At 67.9% G+C, this 12,576-nt stretch carries 13 protein-coding genes; 10 read left to right on the top strand and 3 right to left on the bottom strand.

The annotated features are described in order from the left end of the window. Positions 1 to 51: 51 nt before the first annotated feature. Entirely contained in the window at positions 52 to 1,860 is a 1,809-nt protein-coding gene (locus tag KAQ61_RS15265) for a methyl-accepting chemotaxis protein (RefSeq protein WP_210929719.1), read from the bottom strand. A 166-nt stretch (positions 1,861 to 2,026) separates the two neighbouring features. Then, positions 2,027 to 2,650, bottom strand: a complete 624-nt coding sequence (locus KAQ61_RS15260) for a chalcone isomerase family protein (RefSeq protein ID WP_244982911.1) — start codon at positions 2,648 to 2,650, stop codon at positions 2,027 to 2,029. Between the two features lie 404 nt (positions 2,651 to 3,054). Between KAQ61_RS15260 and trpE the strand changes: the two genes are divergently transcribed. From trpE to KAQ61_RS15220, 8 genes are all read left to right on the top strand, one after another. Further along, positions 3,055 to 4,554 (top strand): anthranilate synthase component I, encoded by a 1,500-nt coding sequence (gene trpE, locus KAQ61_RS15255; protein ID WP_210929718.1) that lies wholly within the window; start codon positions 3,055 to 3,057, stop codon positions 4,552 to 4,554. Continuing rightward, positions 4,551 to 4,904, top strand: a complete 354-nt coding sequence (locus tag KAQ61_RS15250) for a chorismate mutase (protein WP_042417536.1) — start codon at positions 4,551 to 4,553, stop codon at positions 4,902 to 4,904. The genes trpE and KAQ61_RS15250 overlap by 4 nt, the downstream gene beginning before the upstream one ends. Continuing rightward, positions 4,901 to 5,482 carry an anthranilate synthase component II gene (locus KAQ61_RS15245; protein WP_210929717.1) on the top strand — a complete coding sequence of 194 codons (582 nt, stop codon included), beginning with the start codon at positions 4,901 to 4,903 and terminating at the stop codon, positions 5,480 to 5,482. The genes KAQ61_RS15250 and KAQ61_RS15245 overlap by 4 nt, the downstream gene beginning before the upstream one ends. A gap of 148 nt (positions 5,483 to 5,630) precedes the next feature. Beyond that, a complete protein-coding gene (gene trpD, locus KAQ61_RS15240) occupies positions 5,631 to 6,665 on the top strand; it encodes an anthranilate phosphoribosyltransferase (RefSeq protein ID WP_210929716.1) in 1,035 nt (344 codons plus the stop codon). 48 nt (positions 6,666 to 6,713) lie between these two features. Beyond that, positions 6,714 to 7,349, top strand: coding sequence for a hypothetical protein (locus tag KAQ61_RS15235; RefSeq protein ID WP_210929715.1), 636 nt, complete (start codon positions 6,714 to 6,716; stop codon positions 7,347 to 7,349). A 55-nt stretch (positions 7,350 to 7,404) separates the two neighbouring features. Continuing rightward, entirely contained in the window at positions 7,405 to 8,205 is an 801-nt protein-coding gene (gene trpC / locus KAQ61_RS15230; RefSeq protein ID WP_210929714.1) for an indole-3-glycerol phosphate synthase TrpC, read from the top strand. Positions 8,206 to 8,411: 206 nt separating this feature from the next. Next, positions 8,412 to 9,131, top strand: coding sequence for a uracil-DNA glycosylase (locus KAQ61_RS15225; protein WP_043383813.1), 720 nt, complete (start codon positions 8,412 to 8,414; stop codon positions 9,129 to 9,131). Positions 9,132 to 9,138: 7 nt separating this feature from the next. Next, on the top strand, positions 9,139 to 9,405 hold the full coding sequence (locus KAQ61_RS15220) for a DUF2798 domain-containing protein (protein WP_210929713.1): 267 nt from the start codon (positions 9,139 to 9,141) through the stop codon (positions 9,403 to 9,405). A gap of 25 nt (positions 9,406 to 9,430) precedes the next feature. Here the strand turns inward: KAQ61_RS15220 and KAQ61_RS15215 are convergent, their stop codons facing one another. Beyond that, complete coding sequence (locus KAQ61_RS15215) at positions 9,431 to 10,336, bottom strand: DMT family transporter (protein ID WP_210929712.1); 906 nt, start codon at positions 10,334 to 10,336, stop codon at positions 9,431 to 9,433. Positions 10,337 to 10,659: 323 nt separating this feature from the next. Between KAQ61_RS15215 and KAQ61_RS15210 the strand changes: the two genes are divergently transcribed. Both KAQ61_RS15210 and KAQ61_RS15205 read left to right on the top strand, forming a co-directional pair. Then, positions 10,660 to 11,589 carry a siderophore ABC transporter substrate-binding protein gene (locus KAQ61_RS15210; protein WP_042417511.1) on the top strand — a complete coding sequence of 310 codons (930 nt, stop codon included), beginning with the start codon at positions 10,660 to 10,662 and terminating at the stop codon, positions 11,587 to 11,589. Continuing rightward, the gene (locus KAQ61_RS15205) at positions 11,573 to 12,574 is read left to right on the top strand and encodes an ABC transporter permease (protein WP_197504838.1); all 1,002 of its coding nucleotides are present in this window, start codon (positions 11,573 to 11,575) and stop codon (positions 12,572 to 12,574) included. The genes KAQ61_RS15210 and KAQ61_RS15205 overlap by 17 nt, the downstream gene beginning before the upstream one ends. Positions 12,575 to 12,576 lie beyond the last annotated feature (2 nt).

The following is a 12,576-nucleotide window of genomic DNA, read 5'->3' as shown; positions in this document are numbered from 1 at the left end:
CGCCGCCCGCCGTGGGGGCGGCCCCACGGTGTGGAGCAGCTCCCTGGGCGCTTAGAAACTTTCCCAGTCGGCGTTGTCGGTGGTGGACGTGGCCGGTGGCGCACTGCGTGGCAGAGCTGGGCGGGCGACCGCTGCCGTTGCCCCTGCACCTGCACCTGCACCTGCACCTGCACCTGCACCTGCACCTGCACCTGCGGCAGTTGCAGGGGCGGGGCGCGGCGCTGGCACGGGGCGGGGCATGGTGGCCGCGCGCACCACGGGCGCTGGGGTCACGGCGGCCGGAGCGCGGTCCGGCTGCGTGGCCTGCAAAGCCAGGCGGAACCTGGAGACGGCCTGCAGCAATTGCTCGGCCTGCATCTTCAGGCCGTTCGCGGCGGCCGCACTTTGCTCCACCAGGGCGGCGTTTTGCTGGGTGTTGTGGTCCATCTGGGTGATGGCCTCGGCGATCTGGCCGACACCCGCGCTCTGCTCGGCGCTGGCCGCGCTGATTTCGCCCACGATGTCATTCACATGGCGGATGGCGGACACCACGTCGGCCATGGTGTGGCCCGCACGGTCCGCCAGGGCCGAGCCCTGGGCGATCTGCTCGACGCTGGCCGTGATCAGGGTCTTGATCTCCTTGGCGGCCTCGGCCGAACGGCCGGCCAGGCTGCGCACCTCGGCCGCGACCACGGCAAAACCGCGGCCTTGCTCGCCCGCCCGCGCGGCCTCGACGGCGGCATTCAGCGCCAGGATGTTGGTCTGGAAGGCAATCCCGTCGATCACGCCAATGATGTCGGCAATGCGCTGGCTGGCGCTGTTGATGCCGCGCATGGTCGTGACCACCTCCTGCACCACCTGCCCGCCCTGCTGCGCCACCTGGCTGGCGTTGAGCGCCAGCTGGTTGGCCTGGCGCGCGTTGTCGGCGTTCTGGCGCACCGTGCTGCCCACCTGTTCCATGGAGGCGGCGGTCTGCTCCAGGGCGCTGGCCTGCTCCTCGGTGCGGCTGGACAGGTCGTGGTTGCCCTGGGCGATTTCCTGGCTGGCCAGGGTCACGTGTTCGGCACTGTGGCGCACGCCCTGGACGATGTCCGCGAGGTGGGTGCGCATGTGCTCCAGGCCCTGGGCCACACTGCGGGCGTCGCCTCGGTGGGCAATCGGGGTGCTCAGGTCGCCCTGGGCCATGCGCTCAGTGCCGGCCAGCAGCGCTGCCGGCTCGTTGCCCAGTTGGCGCAGGATGCTGCGTGAGATCAGCCAGCCCATCAGCACCAGCAGCAGCGCCAGCGCGGCGCTGACCGCCGCGGCGCCGATCATGCGCTGCAGGAAGGCGGCGTTGACGGTGTCGATGTATACGCCCGAGCCCACGACCCAGCCCCAGGGCTGGAAGCCCATCACGTAGGAGATCTTTTCCACCGGTTCATCGCTGCCGGGCATGGGCCACAGGTAGCTGTGGAAGCCCGCGCCGTCCTTCTTGACGATGTTCACGAAGTCGATGAACAGCGCACGCCCGGTCGGGTCCTTGTTGCCGCTGACATCCTGGCCGTTCAGTTGCGGACGCACGGGGTGCATGATCATGCGCGGGTGCATGTCGTTGACCCAGAAGTATTCATTGCCGCTGTAGCGCAAGGCAGCCAGGCTTTGCAGGGCCCGGGCCTGGGCTTCTTCGGTGCTGATCTTGCCCTGTGCGGCCTGCTGGTGGAAGTGGGCAATCAGGCCGTGGGCGATTTCCACGGTCTGGCGCACCCCGTTCTGGCGCTCCTGCAAGAGCAGGCTGCGTTCGGAAAGGCTCAGGCCGGCCCCCAGGGCCAGTAAGGTCAGTATGGCCATGGCCACCAGTCCGCCCAGGCGGCGTGTGACCGTGATGTGCTGAAGCAGTCGCATGGAATCTCCCCTTGATCATTCTGTCTGCGCGCGCCCCGACCTGCATGGGCAGGCCAGGGAAAAGTGAGGGGCTACTTTGTCAGCGATTGCTGCGATGTGTTTTGCGTAGAAACAAGCTTGTCGAATGCGGCGGATTGCGTTAGTTACCGCTGGTCGGCGCGCCGTCTCAGGGGGCGGCGGCCAGCAGCGCCTGCTTGAGGCCGCGGTCCGCGGGCTTGGGGCCCAACCAGATGCCCAGCATCGCCTGGTAGAACTCGGGCTCGGTGAATTCGGCCGGCTCGGGCTTGCCGTTGACGCTGATCACCATGCCCTTGCCGGGCAGCCAGTCCAGGGTGAAGCGGTCGCCGGCCTTGAGTTCCTTGTGGCGGTTGAAGACCTCGCTCATGCGCACCACGCCGGGTATCAGCTTGGAGAACTGCTGCTTGTCCATGTTGTCCTCCATGCCATGGGCGAACAGCGTGCCCAGTTCCGCGGCGTTGATGCTGCGCAGCATGCTGACGCTGATCCGCTTGGGGCCGGTCAGCAGGCCGATGGCCTCCAGCGAGGCCGCCGGCTTTTCCAGGTACAGCGCCGCCGAGTAGACCTTGAAGATGGCCTTGTAGCGGATGCCGGCCCCGTTGCGCTGCAGGTTGTGGCCGTCCACCTGCACCGTGGCCGGGTGCACGGCCAGCTCCGCCGGCTCGCTGCCCTGGGCCAGTGCGGGCAGGCTGGCGCTGCCGGCCATGACCAGCAGGGCCAGGGCCCACCGGCGCAGGCGTGACAGCGGGAGAAGGCGCGGGGCAGCAGGCATGGTGAAGTCTCCGGGTTCAGGTGTTGTTGGCACGACCGTGCTTTTTGACGGTCATTGTCGGCCGGACACGGGGTGCCCCACAACTACCGGCCGGGTGGTTTGCGGGAAAACGCCCTCGGGACTAACGCGCAAGCGGCGAGGCCCACCATCGCCGGCCAGCGCTTGGGGGCGGTGGTGCAATGCGCTACACTTGGCTGCTATGTTCATTCACTACGTGTTCATCACAGGTTGCGCGGACCGGGGAGCCTGGCCCTGGCGTAAGCCTGCCGCCATGACCGTCTGATCGCGCCTGTTTGCACGGGTGCACCCTTGTCCGCCACCGCCGCGGACGGTTTGAATGAATCGCAGCGCCTGCCCGGCATGACCCTTGCGCAGTGTGCTGCCCCGAATGGGAACCCTGCTCTGTGATCACAGAACTTGAATTCAAAAGCCTGGCCAGCGAAGGCTACAACCGCATCCCCCTGGTCAGCGAGGCGTTTGCCGACCTCGAAACCCCGCTGTCGCTCTACCTGAAGCTGGCCCATGCCCAGGGAGATGGCAAGCACAGCTTCCTGTTGGAGTCGGTGGTCGGTGGCGAGCGCTTTGGCCGCTACAGCTTCATCGGCCTGCCGGCGCGCACCTTCTTGCGCTCCAGCGGTTTTGGCGCGGCGGCCAAGACCGAGGTCGTGACCGATGGTACGGTGGTGGAGACACACGCCGGCAATCCGCTGGACTTCATCGCCGCCTACCAGCAGCGCTTCCGTGTGGCCCTGGTGCCGGGCCTGCCGCGTTTTTGCGGCGGTCTGGCCGGTTACTTCGGCTATGACGCCGTGCGCTACGTCGAGAAGAAGCTGGAGCAGTCCTGCCCGCCCGACACGCTGGGCACACCCGACATCCTGCTGCTGCTGTGCGAAGAGGTGGCGGTGATCGACAACCTCTCGGGCAAGCTGTACTTCATCGTCTATGCCAACCCGGCCGAGGCCGAGGCCTACAGCCGCGCCAAGAAGCGCATGCGCCAGCTCAAGGAGCAACTGCGCTACTCGGTCAGCGTGCCGAAGATCAAGGGCGGCGACAGCCACCCGGCCGAGCGCAGCTTTGCCAAGGCCGACTACCTGGCCGCCGTGGAGCGCGCCAAGGAACTGATCGCGGCGGGCGACTTCATGCAGGTGCAGGTGGGCCAGCGCATCCACAAGCGCTACACCGAGTCGCCGCTGAGCCTGTACCGCGCGCTGCGCTCGCTGAACCCCAGCCCCTACATGTACTTCTACAACTTCGGGGACTTCCAGGTCGTGGGCGCCAGCCCCGAGATCCTGGTGCGCCAGGAGAAGGTGGAAGAGGGCGAGAAGATCACCATCCGCCCCCTGGCCGGCACGCGCCCGCGCGGTGCCACGCCGGAGAAGGACAAGGCCACCGAGCAGGAGCTGATCGCCGACCCCAAGGAGCGGGCCGAGCACGTGATGCTGATCGACCTGGCGCGCAACGACATCGGCCGCATCGCCAAGACCGGCAGCGTCAAGGTGACCGAGGCCTTCGTGGTCGAGCGCTACAGCCACGTCATGCACATCGTCAGCAATGTGGAGGGGATCCTGCAGGACGGCATGACGAGCATGGACGTGCTCAAGGCCACCTTCCCGGCCGGCACGCTGTCGGGCGCGCCCAAGGTGCACGCCATGGAGCTGATCGACGCGCTGGAGCCGACCAAGCGCGGCATCTACGGCGGTGCGGTGGGTTATCTGAGTTTTGCGGGCCACATGGACATGGCCATCGCCATCCGCACTGGCGTCATCAAGGATGGCACGCTGTACGTGCAGGCGGCGGCCGGCGTGGTCGCCGATTCGGTGCCCGAAATGGAATGGAAAGAGACCGAACACAAGGCCCGCGCGGTCTTGCGGGCGGCGGAACTGGTAGAGGAAGGTCTGGAATGAGCCGAGCCATCGACAATGTGAAGCAGTGCCAGAGCATGGCCGAGGTGCGCGCCGGCGTGAATGCGCTGGACGACATCCTGGTGCCCTTGCTGGTGGAGCGCAGCGGCTACATGACCCAGGCGGCGCGTGTGAAGAACGACGAAGGGCTGGTGCGCGATGAAGCGCGCATCCAGGCCATCGTCGACCGGGTGCGGCCCATGGCCGAGGCGCAGGGCGGCAACCCCGACCTGATGGAGCGCCTGTACCGCGCCATGATGGAGTGCTACATCGACTACGAACACCAGGAGCTGGCGCGCCTGCGCGCCGCCGGCCTGGCGCCCAAGGACGACAGCGCGGGGAGTGCGGCATGAAGCTCTTGATGATCGACAACTACGACAGCTTTACCTACAACATCGTCCAGTACCTGGGCGAGCTGGGTGCGGACGTGACCGTGGTGCGCAACGACGAGGCCACGCTGGACGAGGTGATCGCCCTGGTGGCCGAACAGGGCATCACGCGCATCGTGATCTCGCCCGGACCGTGCTCGCCGGCGGAGGCCGGCATCTCGGTGGCGGCCATCCAGCACTTCGCCGGCCAGCTGCCGGTGCTGGGCGTGTGCCTGGGCCACCAGAGCATTGGCGCGGCCTTTGGCGGCGACATCATCCGCGCGCAGCAGCAGATGCACGGCAAGACCAGCGTCATCACCACCGACCAGCAGGGCGTGTTCGCCGACCTGCCGGCGCAGTTCACCGTGAACCGCTACCACTCGCTGGTGATCGACCGCAACACCCTGCCCGAGTGCCTAGCCATCACCGCGACCAGCGAGGATGGCGAAATCCAGGGCGTGCGCCACAAGACGCTGGCCGTGGAGGGGGTGCAGTTCCACCCCGAGAGCATCCTGACCGAGCACGGTCACGCCATGCTCAAGAACTTCCTCGACCAGCAGTGACACCCGGGCCGCACTGCCACCCAGCAGGCGGCCCTTTGTTTTTGAGAGCTGCTGGCGCGCGTTGTCTCTGGTTTTCCAAGCCATAACTATCTGAAAGCCGCAAACAGCCAGCGCAGGCAGCTTCGCAACCGATAGCACAGGATCCACCATGCCCCGCATCACCCCCCAGGAAGCGCTGCAGCGCACCATCGAACACCGCGAAATCTTCCACGACGAAATGCTGGAGCTGATGCGCCAGATCATGCGCGGCGAGCTCTCGCCGGTGATGACGGCGTCCATCCTCACCGGCCTGCGCGTGAAGAAGGAAACCATTGGCGAGATCTCCGCCGCCGCCGAGGTGATGCGCGAGTTCTCGAACAAGGTGCATGTGCACGACCGCACGCACCTGGTGGACATCGTCGGCACCGGCGGTGACGGCGCCAACACCTTCAACATCTCCACCTGCGCCACCTTCGTGATCGCCGCGGCCGGTGGCAAGGTCAGCAAGCACGGCGGGCGCAGCGTCAGCAGCAAGAGCGGCAGCGCCGACGCCATGGAAGCCCTGGGCGTGAACATCATGCTCGCGCCCGAGCAGATCGCCGACTGCATCCGCGACGTGGGCATCGGCTTCATGTTCGCGCCCAACCACCACCCGGCCATGAAGAACGTGGCCCCGGTGCGCAAGGAACTGGGCGTGCGCACCATCTTCAACATCCTGGGCCCGCTGACCAACCCGGCCAGCGCCCCCAACATCCTGATGGGCGTGTTCCACGAAGACCTGGTCGGCATCCAGGTGCGGGCCTTGCAGCGCCTGGGCGCCGAGCACGCGCTGGTGGTGTACGGCCGCGATGGCCTGGATGAAATCAGCTTGGGCGCTGGCACCCTGGTGGGTGAACTTAAAGACGGTGTGGTGCGCGAGTATGAAATCCACCCCGAGGACTTCGGCCTGCGCATGGCCGGCACGCGCGCGCTGAAGGTGGAGACGCCCGAGGAATCCAAGGCCATGCTGATGGGCGTGCTGCAGGGCGAACAGGGCCCGGCGCGCGACATCGTCTGCCTGAACGCCGGCGCGGCGCTGTACGCGGCGAATGTGGCGGCGTCGATCGAAGACGGCCTGCAGCGTGCCCAGGCCGCGCTGGACACCGGCGCAGCACTTCAGAAATTGAAGCAGCTGGTGGCCTACAGCGGCGCGTTGACGGCCTGAACGCGTGGCAGCCGTCCTGTTTTCGGTGGTGCATCCGGCTCGGCGCTGATGCCCACGGCCCCGCCCCCCGACCCGTACCCGCCGCTGGGCGCCGTGCTGCGCCAGCTGCAGACCGATGCCGAGCTCTGGCTGCCCGCGCGGCTGGCCCACGGCTGCCCTGGCCGGCTGTGGCGCGGGGAGCAGGCCCCGCTGTGGCAGGTGCTGCTGTTTGCGCTGGGGGCGGTGCTGGCGTTCCGGCAGGTTTGGGCGCTGGCGGTGGCGCTGGCCGTGGCCAGCGGGGGCGTGTACCGCTGGCGCCACCCGCGCGATCCGGCCGAGGACCTGGGCCTGCCCCTGGAATGGAACGGCTGGCGCATCGATATGGCGCAGCGGACGCTGGCGCGCATCGGCACCCCCGCCGATCCGCGCGCGCAGCCGATGGACGTGCTGCAGCTGGAGCCGACCGCCGCCTGGAGCCTGGGCGTGCTCCCTGGCGATGTGCAGGACGCCCGGGCGGTCCATGCCTGGCAGCTGGAATTGCGCCACCAGCGGCGCGGTCCCGTCGTCACGCTGTGCGTGGTGCGCAGCAACTCGGGCGCCCAGACGGTGCAGCAGGACGTGGATGCACTGGTGGACGCTTTGGTGGCCCGCCTGGGCATCCGCCGCTCGGGCTCGCGGCTGGTGCCGCCAAAACGCCGACAATAGACCACAAGGCGGTCTGCCCCCGCGGCAGGCCCGCCACCGAACACAAGGAAAACACATGTCCGACATTCTGAAAAAAATCTGCGACGTCAAAGTGCAGGAAGTGGCCGCCGCCAAGAAGGCCACGTCGCTGGCCGAGGTGCGCCGCGATGCGGAAAGCCGTGTCTCCACGCGCGACTTTGTCGGCGCCATCCGCGCCAAGATCGCCCAGGGCCAGGCCGGCGTGATTGCCGAGATCAAGAAGGCCAGCCCCAGCAAGGGTGTGATCCGCCCCGACTTCGATCCCGCCGACATCGCCCAGAGCTACATGGTGGGCAACGGCAAGCTCAGCGCGGCCTGCCTGTCGGTGCTGACGGACCGCCAGTTCTTCCAGGGCCAGCCCGACTACCTGAAGCAGGCGCGCGCCAGCACGCTGCTGCCGGTGCTGCGCAAGGACTTCATGGTCGATCCCTACCAGATCTACGAATCGCGCGTGATGGGCGCTGACTGCGTGCTGCTGATCGCCGCCTGCCTGGACGATGCGCAGATGGCCGAGATGGAGCAGATCGCGTTCAGCCTGGACATGGCCGTGCTGGTGGAGGTGCACGACGGCGCCGAGCTGCAGCGCGCGCTGCGGCTCAAGACGCCGCTGGTGGGCATCAACAACCGCAACCTGCGGACCTTCGAGGTGGACATCCAGACCTCGATCATGCTCAAGCCCGAGGTGCCGGCCGACCGCCTGCTGGTGACCGAATCCGGCATCCTGACCACGACCGAGGTAAAGACGATGCGCGACGCCGGCATCGACGCCTTCCTGGTGGGCGAAGCCTTCATGCGCGCCAAGGAACCCGGCGAGGCGCTGGCCAAGCTGTTCGCCTGACGGCCGGCGGGCCTGTGCCCGTCTGCGCGCCCGCCAGCCCACGGGCCGTGACTGTGACCGTCGCAGCCCGCCCGAGTGGCGGGCGCGGGCGCGTGGTTGGAGGGGCACTGGCGGCGGGCGCCGTACGCGGTGGGCCGCCAGGCACTCCCCAAGCAGGAGCAGTCAGCGCTGGTCGCTCCAGCTTTTTGTAGAGAAAACGTTCTGAAATGACCGATACACCTGCGCAAACCGCTACGCAATTGATGAGCGCCGACCCCGGCGACTGGCGCGTCGCGCCCGGTTGGCAGGGGGTGGTCGATGCCTACTTCGCCTCGGCCACCGGCCAGCAGCTGCTGGGCTACCTGCAGCAGCGCCTGGCGGCGGGCGCGGTCATCTTCCCGCCCCAACCGCTGCGGGCGCTGGAGCTGACGGCGCCCGAGGACGTGCGCGTGGTCATCCTGGGCCAGGACCCCTACCACGGCCGGGGCCAGGCCGAGGGGCTGGCGTTCTCGGTCGCGCCCGGCGTGCGCCTGCCGCCGTCGTTGCTGAACATCTTCAAGGAAATGCAGCGCGACCTGGGCGTGCCGTTTCCACCCTTCCCGCAGCCCGGGGGTTCGCTGGTCAAGTGGGCGCACAACGGCGTGCTGCTGCTCAACACCTGCCTGACGGTGGAAGAGGGCCAGGCCGCCAGCCACAGCAAGCGCGGCTGGGAGGTGCTGACCGATGCCGTGATCCGCCAGGTGGCCGAGCAGGGCAAGCCGACGGTGTTCATGCTCTGGGGCAGCCATGCCCAGTCCAAGCGCGTGCTGATCCCCGCCGACCGTGGCCATCTGGTGCTGATGAGCAACCACCCCTCGCCCCTGTCGGCGCTGCGCCCGCCCGTGCCCTTCATCGGCAACGGCCATTTCAGTCAGGCGCGCGATTTCCGCCAGCAGCACGGATACTGACGGGCCTATGTCGACACCCTCGCCCTATATCGTCGGCCGCATTCCCAAGCTGCCGCCCAAGTACGCCCTGATCGTCATGCCGCTGCTGATGTCCGGAATGATGTCCGGCATCATCTGCATGGTGAACCTGGTGCGCGCCCTGGGCTGGAGCCGCGCGGCCCTGACCGCCTGGCCCGGCACCTGGCTGCTGGCCTGGGCCGTGGCCTTCCCGACGGTGCTGCTGGTGATCCCCCTGGTCAAGCGCATCACGGGGCGGCTGGTGCGCCTGTCCTGAGGCCGGACCGACGGCGGCGGGCCGGCTAGCCCCGGCCGCGCACGCTGAGCCAGATATTGACCAGACCGCAGCCCAGGATCACCGCGATCCCGGCCAGGGACAGCCCGTCCGGGCGTTGGTCGAAGAACAGCCAGCCCATCAGCATGGCAAAACCGATCTGGCTGTAGAGGAAGGGCGACACCACCGACGGCGTGGCGTGGATGTAGGCCTGCAGCAGCAGCAGGTGGCCCACGCCGCTGCACACCCCCATCAAGCCCACGGCGGCCCAGACCTGCCAGTGGGGCACGGGCTCCCACAGCCAGGGGATCAGCGGGGCCGTCGCCAGCACCGGCAGCCAGGTGGTGTACAGCTGCGTGGTGGTGGGTGGGTCCAGGCGCGCCAGGCGGCTGCCCAGCAACTGGTAGGTGGTGCCGCACAGCAGCACGCCGACCGGGGCCAGGGCCATCCAGCCCAGGGGCAGGCCATCCTGTTCGGGGCGGACGATGGCGATGACGGCAATCAGTCCGATCACCAGCAGGGCCCAGCGCGCGGCGCTCACTTTTTCACCAAACAGCAGGGCCGAGGCGACCACGATCAGCAAGGGGCCGGCCGACCACACGGCGGTGAAGTTGGCCAGCGGCATGTGCTGGATGCAGTAGAAGGCGAACACCGTGGTCAGCACCCCGCTGAGCGCGCGGCCCAGCTGGAACTTCGGGTGCTGGGTGCGCAGGGCACGCAGGCCCTGGCGCGGCAGGACCACGGCCGTGGTCACCAGTGCCTGGGCCACGAAGCGCAGCCAGACCACCATCAGCATCGGCAGGAACTGGCCGGAAAATTTGGTACCGCTGTCCAGCAGCGCGAACAGGGCGCAGGCCGCGACGGTCAGGGCGATGCCGGTCAGCGCGGCCCGGGCGGGGGAGATGGCGGGCGCACACCCGGAGACGGAGGACATCCAGTCCACCCACTTTCTGCAAAGACATCCCCGCAGCCACGGCGGGGGCGGCGGGCGGCAGGACCGCCCGGGTGCGGGCGCCCCATGCGGCCGGCACGGCTGGCGATTGTAGGGGCTGGGGCGGCGGCGCCGGGCGGTGGCGCGGGCCGGTGGCCGCGCCGCTGTCGGGGCGGTGACACCAGGTGGCCCGGGACTGATCTGCATCAGCGTGGCGCGGCTTTGCGCAACTTTACAAAACCCATGCCAGTCTTATTGAGAATTATTCTCATAGAATGCACCGCAGTGCCGGTGTGAAGTGCCGGCCTTGAACAAGGGAAGAATTGATGAACGGCTTGTTGACGCGCCGCCATGTGCTGGGTGGCTTGGGAGTGCTGGTAACCATGCCCTGGGCGGTGGCCCAGGCGGCAGAGACCTTGAAGGTGCAGGACAACACGGGTGAGGTGAGCGTGCCGCGCCGGCCCAAGACCGTGCTGGTGTTCGACCTGGGCGCGCTGGACATCATCCAGTCCCTGGGCGGCGAGGTGCAGGGCGTGCCCAACCAGGCCGTGCCCGAGCTGCTGCGCAAGTACCGCGACAGCGCCAAGTACCCGCAGATCGGCAGCCTGTTCGAGCCCGATTACGAAAAGGTCAAGGCCCTCAAGCCCGACCTGATCATTGCCGGCAACCGCACCCTGCCCAAGATCGACGAGCTCAAGAAGTTCGGCCCGGTGCTGGACGTGACCATCGACAACCAGAACCAGATGGCCCACGTGTACCGCAACATCCGCAGCATCGCGGCCATCTATGGCGTGCCCGACCAGGGCGAGCAGCAGATCCAGTCGATCGAGGCGGCCATCGCCGAGCTGAAGGCCAAGGCCGCCGGCAAGGGTGGGGCGCTGTTCCTGATGACCAACGGCGGCAAGCTCAGCGTCTACGGTCCCGGCTCGCGCTTCGACATGCTGTACTCGGTGTTCGGCATCAGCCCCACCAAGGACAAGATCGAGGTGTCCAAGCACGGCCAGGCCGTGTCCTTTGAATACCTGCTCAAGGCCAACCCCGACTGGTTGCTGGTGCTGGACCGTGACGCCGCCATCGGCAAGGACGGCGATGCGGCCAAGAAGCTGCTGGACAACAAGCTGGTGCATGCCACCAAGGCCTGGCGCCAGCAGCGCGTGGTCTATCTGAATGCGGCCAATTGGTACACGCTGTCCAACGCGGGCCCGGCAGCCCTGAAGGAGAACCTGAAGCAGCTGTCCGATGCCTTCTCCGCATAAGCACACACCCGCCGGGCGCATGGCGCTGGCGTGGACAGGGGCCCTCGTGGCCCTTTTTGCTTTGGCGCTGTGGAGCCTGGCGGTCGGCGTCAGCGACGTGTCGTGGAACACGCTGTGGTCCCGCCACGAGGACGACATGGTGGCCCAGGTGCTGATGTACGCGCGCGTGCCGCGCACGCTGGCGCTGATGCTGGCGGGCAGCGCCATGGCCGTGGCCGGCCTGCTGATGCAGATGCTGGCGCGCAACCACTTCGTCGAGCCGTCGACCATGGGCACGGTCGAGTCGGCCACCCTGGGCATGCTGGTGTGCATGCTGTGGGCGCCGCAGTGGTCGGTGCTGGCCAAGATGGGGGTGTCGGCGGTGACGGCCATGGCCGGCACGGCCCTGTTCATGGCGGTGCTGTCGCGCATCCGTCTGCGCTCGGCCTGGATCGTGCCCTTGGTGGGCCTGATCCTGGCGGGCGTGCTGGAGGCCGCGGCCACCTTCCTGGCCTACCAGTACGACATGCTGCAGTCGCTGCGTGCGTTCTCGAACGGTGATTTTTCCGTGGTGGTCGAAGGCCGCTACGAGCTGCTGTGGCTGTCGCTGGGTGTGACGGTGCTGGCCTGCCTGGCGGCCGACCGCTTCACGGTGGCCGGGTTGGGCGAGTCGTTCGCCACCAACCTGGGCCTGAACTACCAGCGCCTGGTGCTGCAGGGGCTGATCGTGGTCTCGGTGGTCACGGCCTGCATCGTGGTGACCGTGGGTGCGATCCCGTTCGTCGGCCTGATCGTGCCGAACGTGGTGCGCCTGGTGCTGGGCGACAACGTGCGCCGCAGCGTGCTGTGGGTGGCCCTGGCCGGGGCGGCGCTGACGCTGCTGTGCGACCTGTTTGGCCGTCTCGTCATCGCCCCGTATGAAGTGCCCGTGGGCACCGTCATGGGCGTGGTGGGCAGTGCCTTGTTCCTGGTGATTTTGCTGCGCCGCCGGGCGCGGCCGGAGTGACG

It is taken from the genome of Comamonas aquatica (assembly GCF_018064205.1).
GTDB lineage: Bacteria > Pseudomonadota > Gammaproteobacteria > Burkholderiales > Burkholderiaceae_C > Comamonas > Comamonas aquatica.
This window is presented reverse-complemented; position numbering and strand designations above follow the sequence as displayed.

Excerpts from the sequence above, each read along its gene's own strand:
- KAQ61_RS15210 (WP_042417511.1), top strand. The coding sequence starts at position 10,660 with ATGAACGGCTTGTTGACGCGCCGCCATGTGCTGGGTGGCTTGGGAGTG.
- KAQ61_RS15225 (WP_043383813.1), top strand. The coding sequence starts at position 8,412 with ATGACCGATACACCTGCGCAAACCGCTACGCAATTGATGAGCGCCGAC.
- KAQ61_RS15260 (WP_244982911.1), bottom strand. The coding sequence starts at position 2,650 with ATGCCTGCTGCCCCGCGCCTTCTCCCGCTGTCACGCCTGCGCCGGTGG.
- KAQ61_RS15245 (WP_210929717.1), top strand. The coding sequence starts at position 4,901 with ATGAAGCTCTTGATGATCGACAACTACGACAGCTTTACCTACAACATC.
- KAQ61_RS15265 (WP_210929719.1), bottom strand. The coding sequence starts at position 1,860 with ATGCGACTGCTTCAGCACATCACGGTCACACGCCGCCTGGGCGGACTG.
- KAQ61_RS15250 (WP_042417536.1), top strand. The coding sequence starts at position 4,551 with ATGAGCCGAGCCATCGACAATGTGAAGCAGTGCCAGAGCATGGCCGAG.
- KAQ61_RS15220 (WP_210929713.1), top strand. The coding sequence starts at position 9,139 with ATGTCGACACCCTCGCCCTATATCGTCGGCCGCATTCCCAAGCTGCCG.
- trpD (WP_210929716.1), top strand. The coding sequence starts at position 5,631 with ATGCCCCGCATCACCCCCCAGGAAGCGCTGCAGCGCACCATCGAACAC.
- trpC (WP_210929714.1), top strand. The coding sequence starts at position 7,405 with ATGTCCGACATTCTGAAAAAAATCTGCGACGTCAAAGTGCAGGAAGTG.
- KAQ61_RS15235 (WP_210929715.1), top strand. The coding sequence starts at position 6,714 with ATGCCCACGGCCCCGCCCCCCGACCCGTACCCGCCGCTGGGCGCCGTG.
- KAQ61_RS15205 (WP_197504838.1), top strand. The coding sequence starts at position 11,573 with ATGCCTTCTCCGCATAAGCACACACCCGCCGGGCGCATGGCGCTGGCG.
- KAQ61_RS15215 (WP_210929712.1), bottom strand. The coding sequence starts at position 10,336 with ATGTCCTCCGTCTCCGGGTGTGCGCCCGCCATCTCCCCCGCCCGGGCC.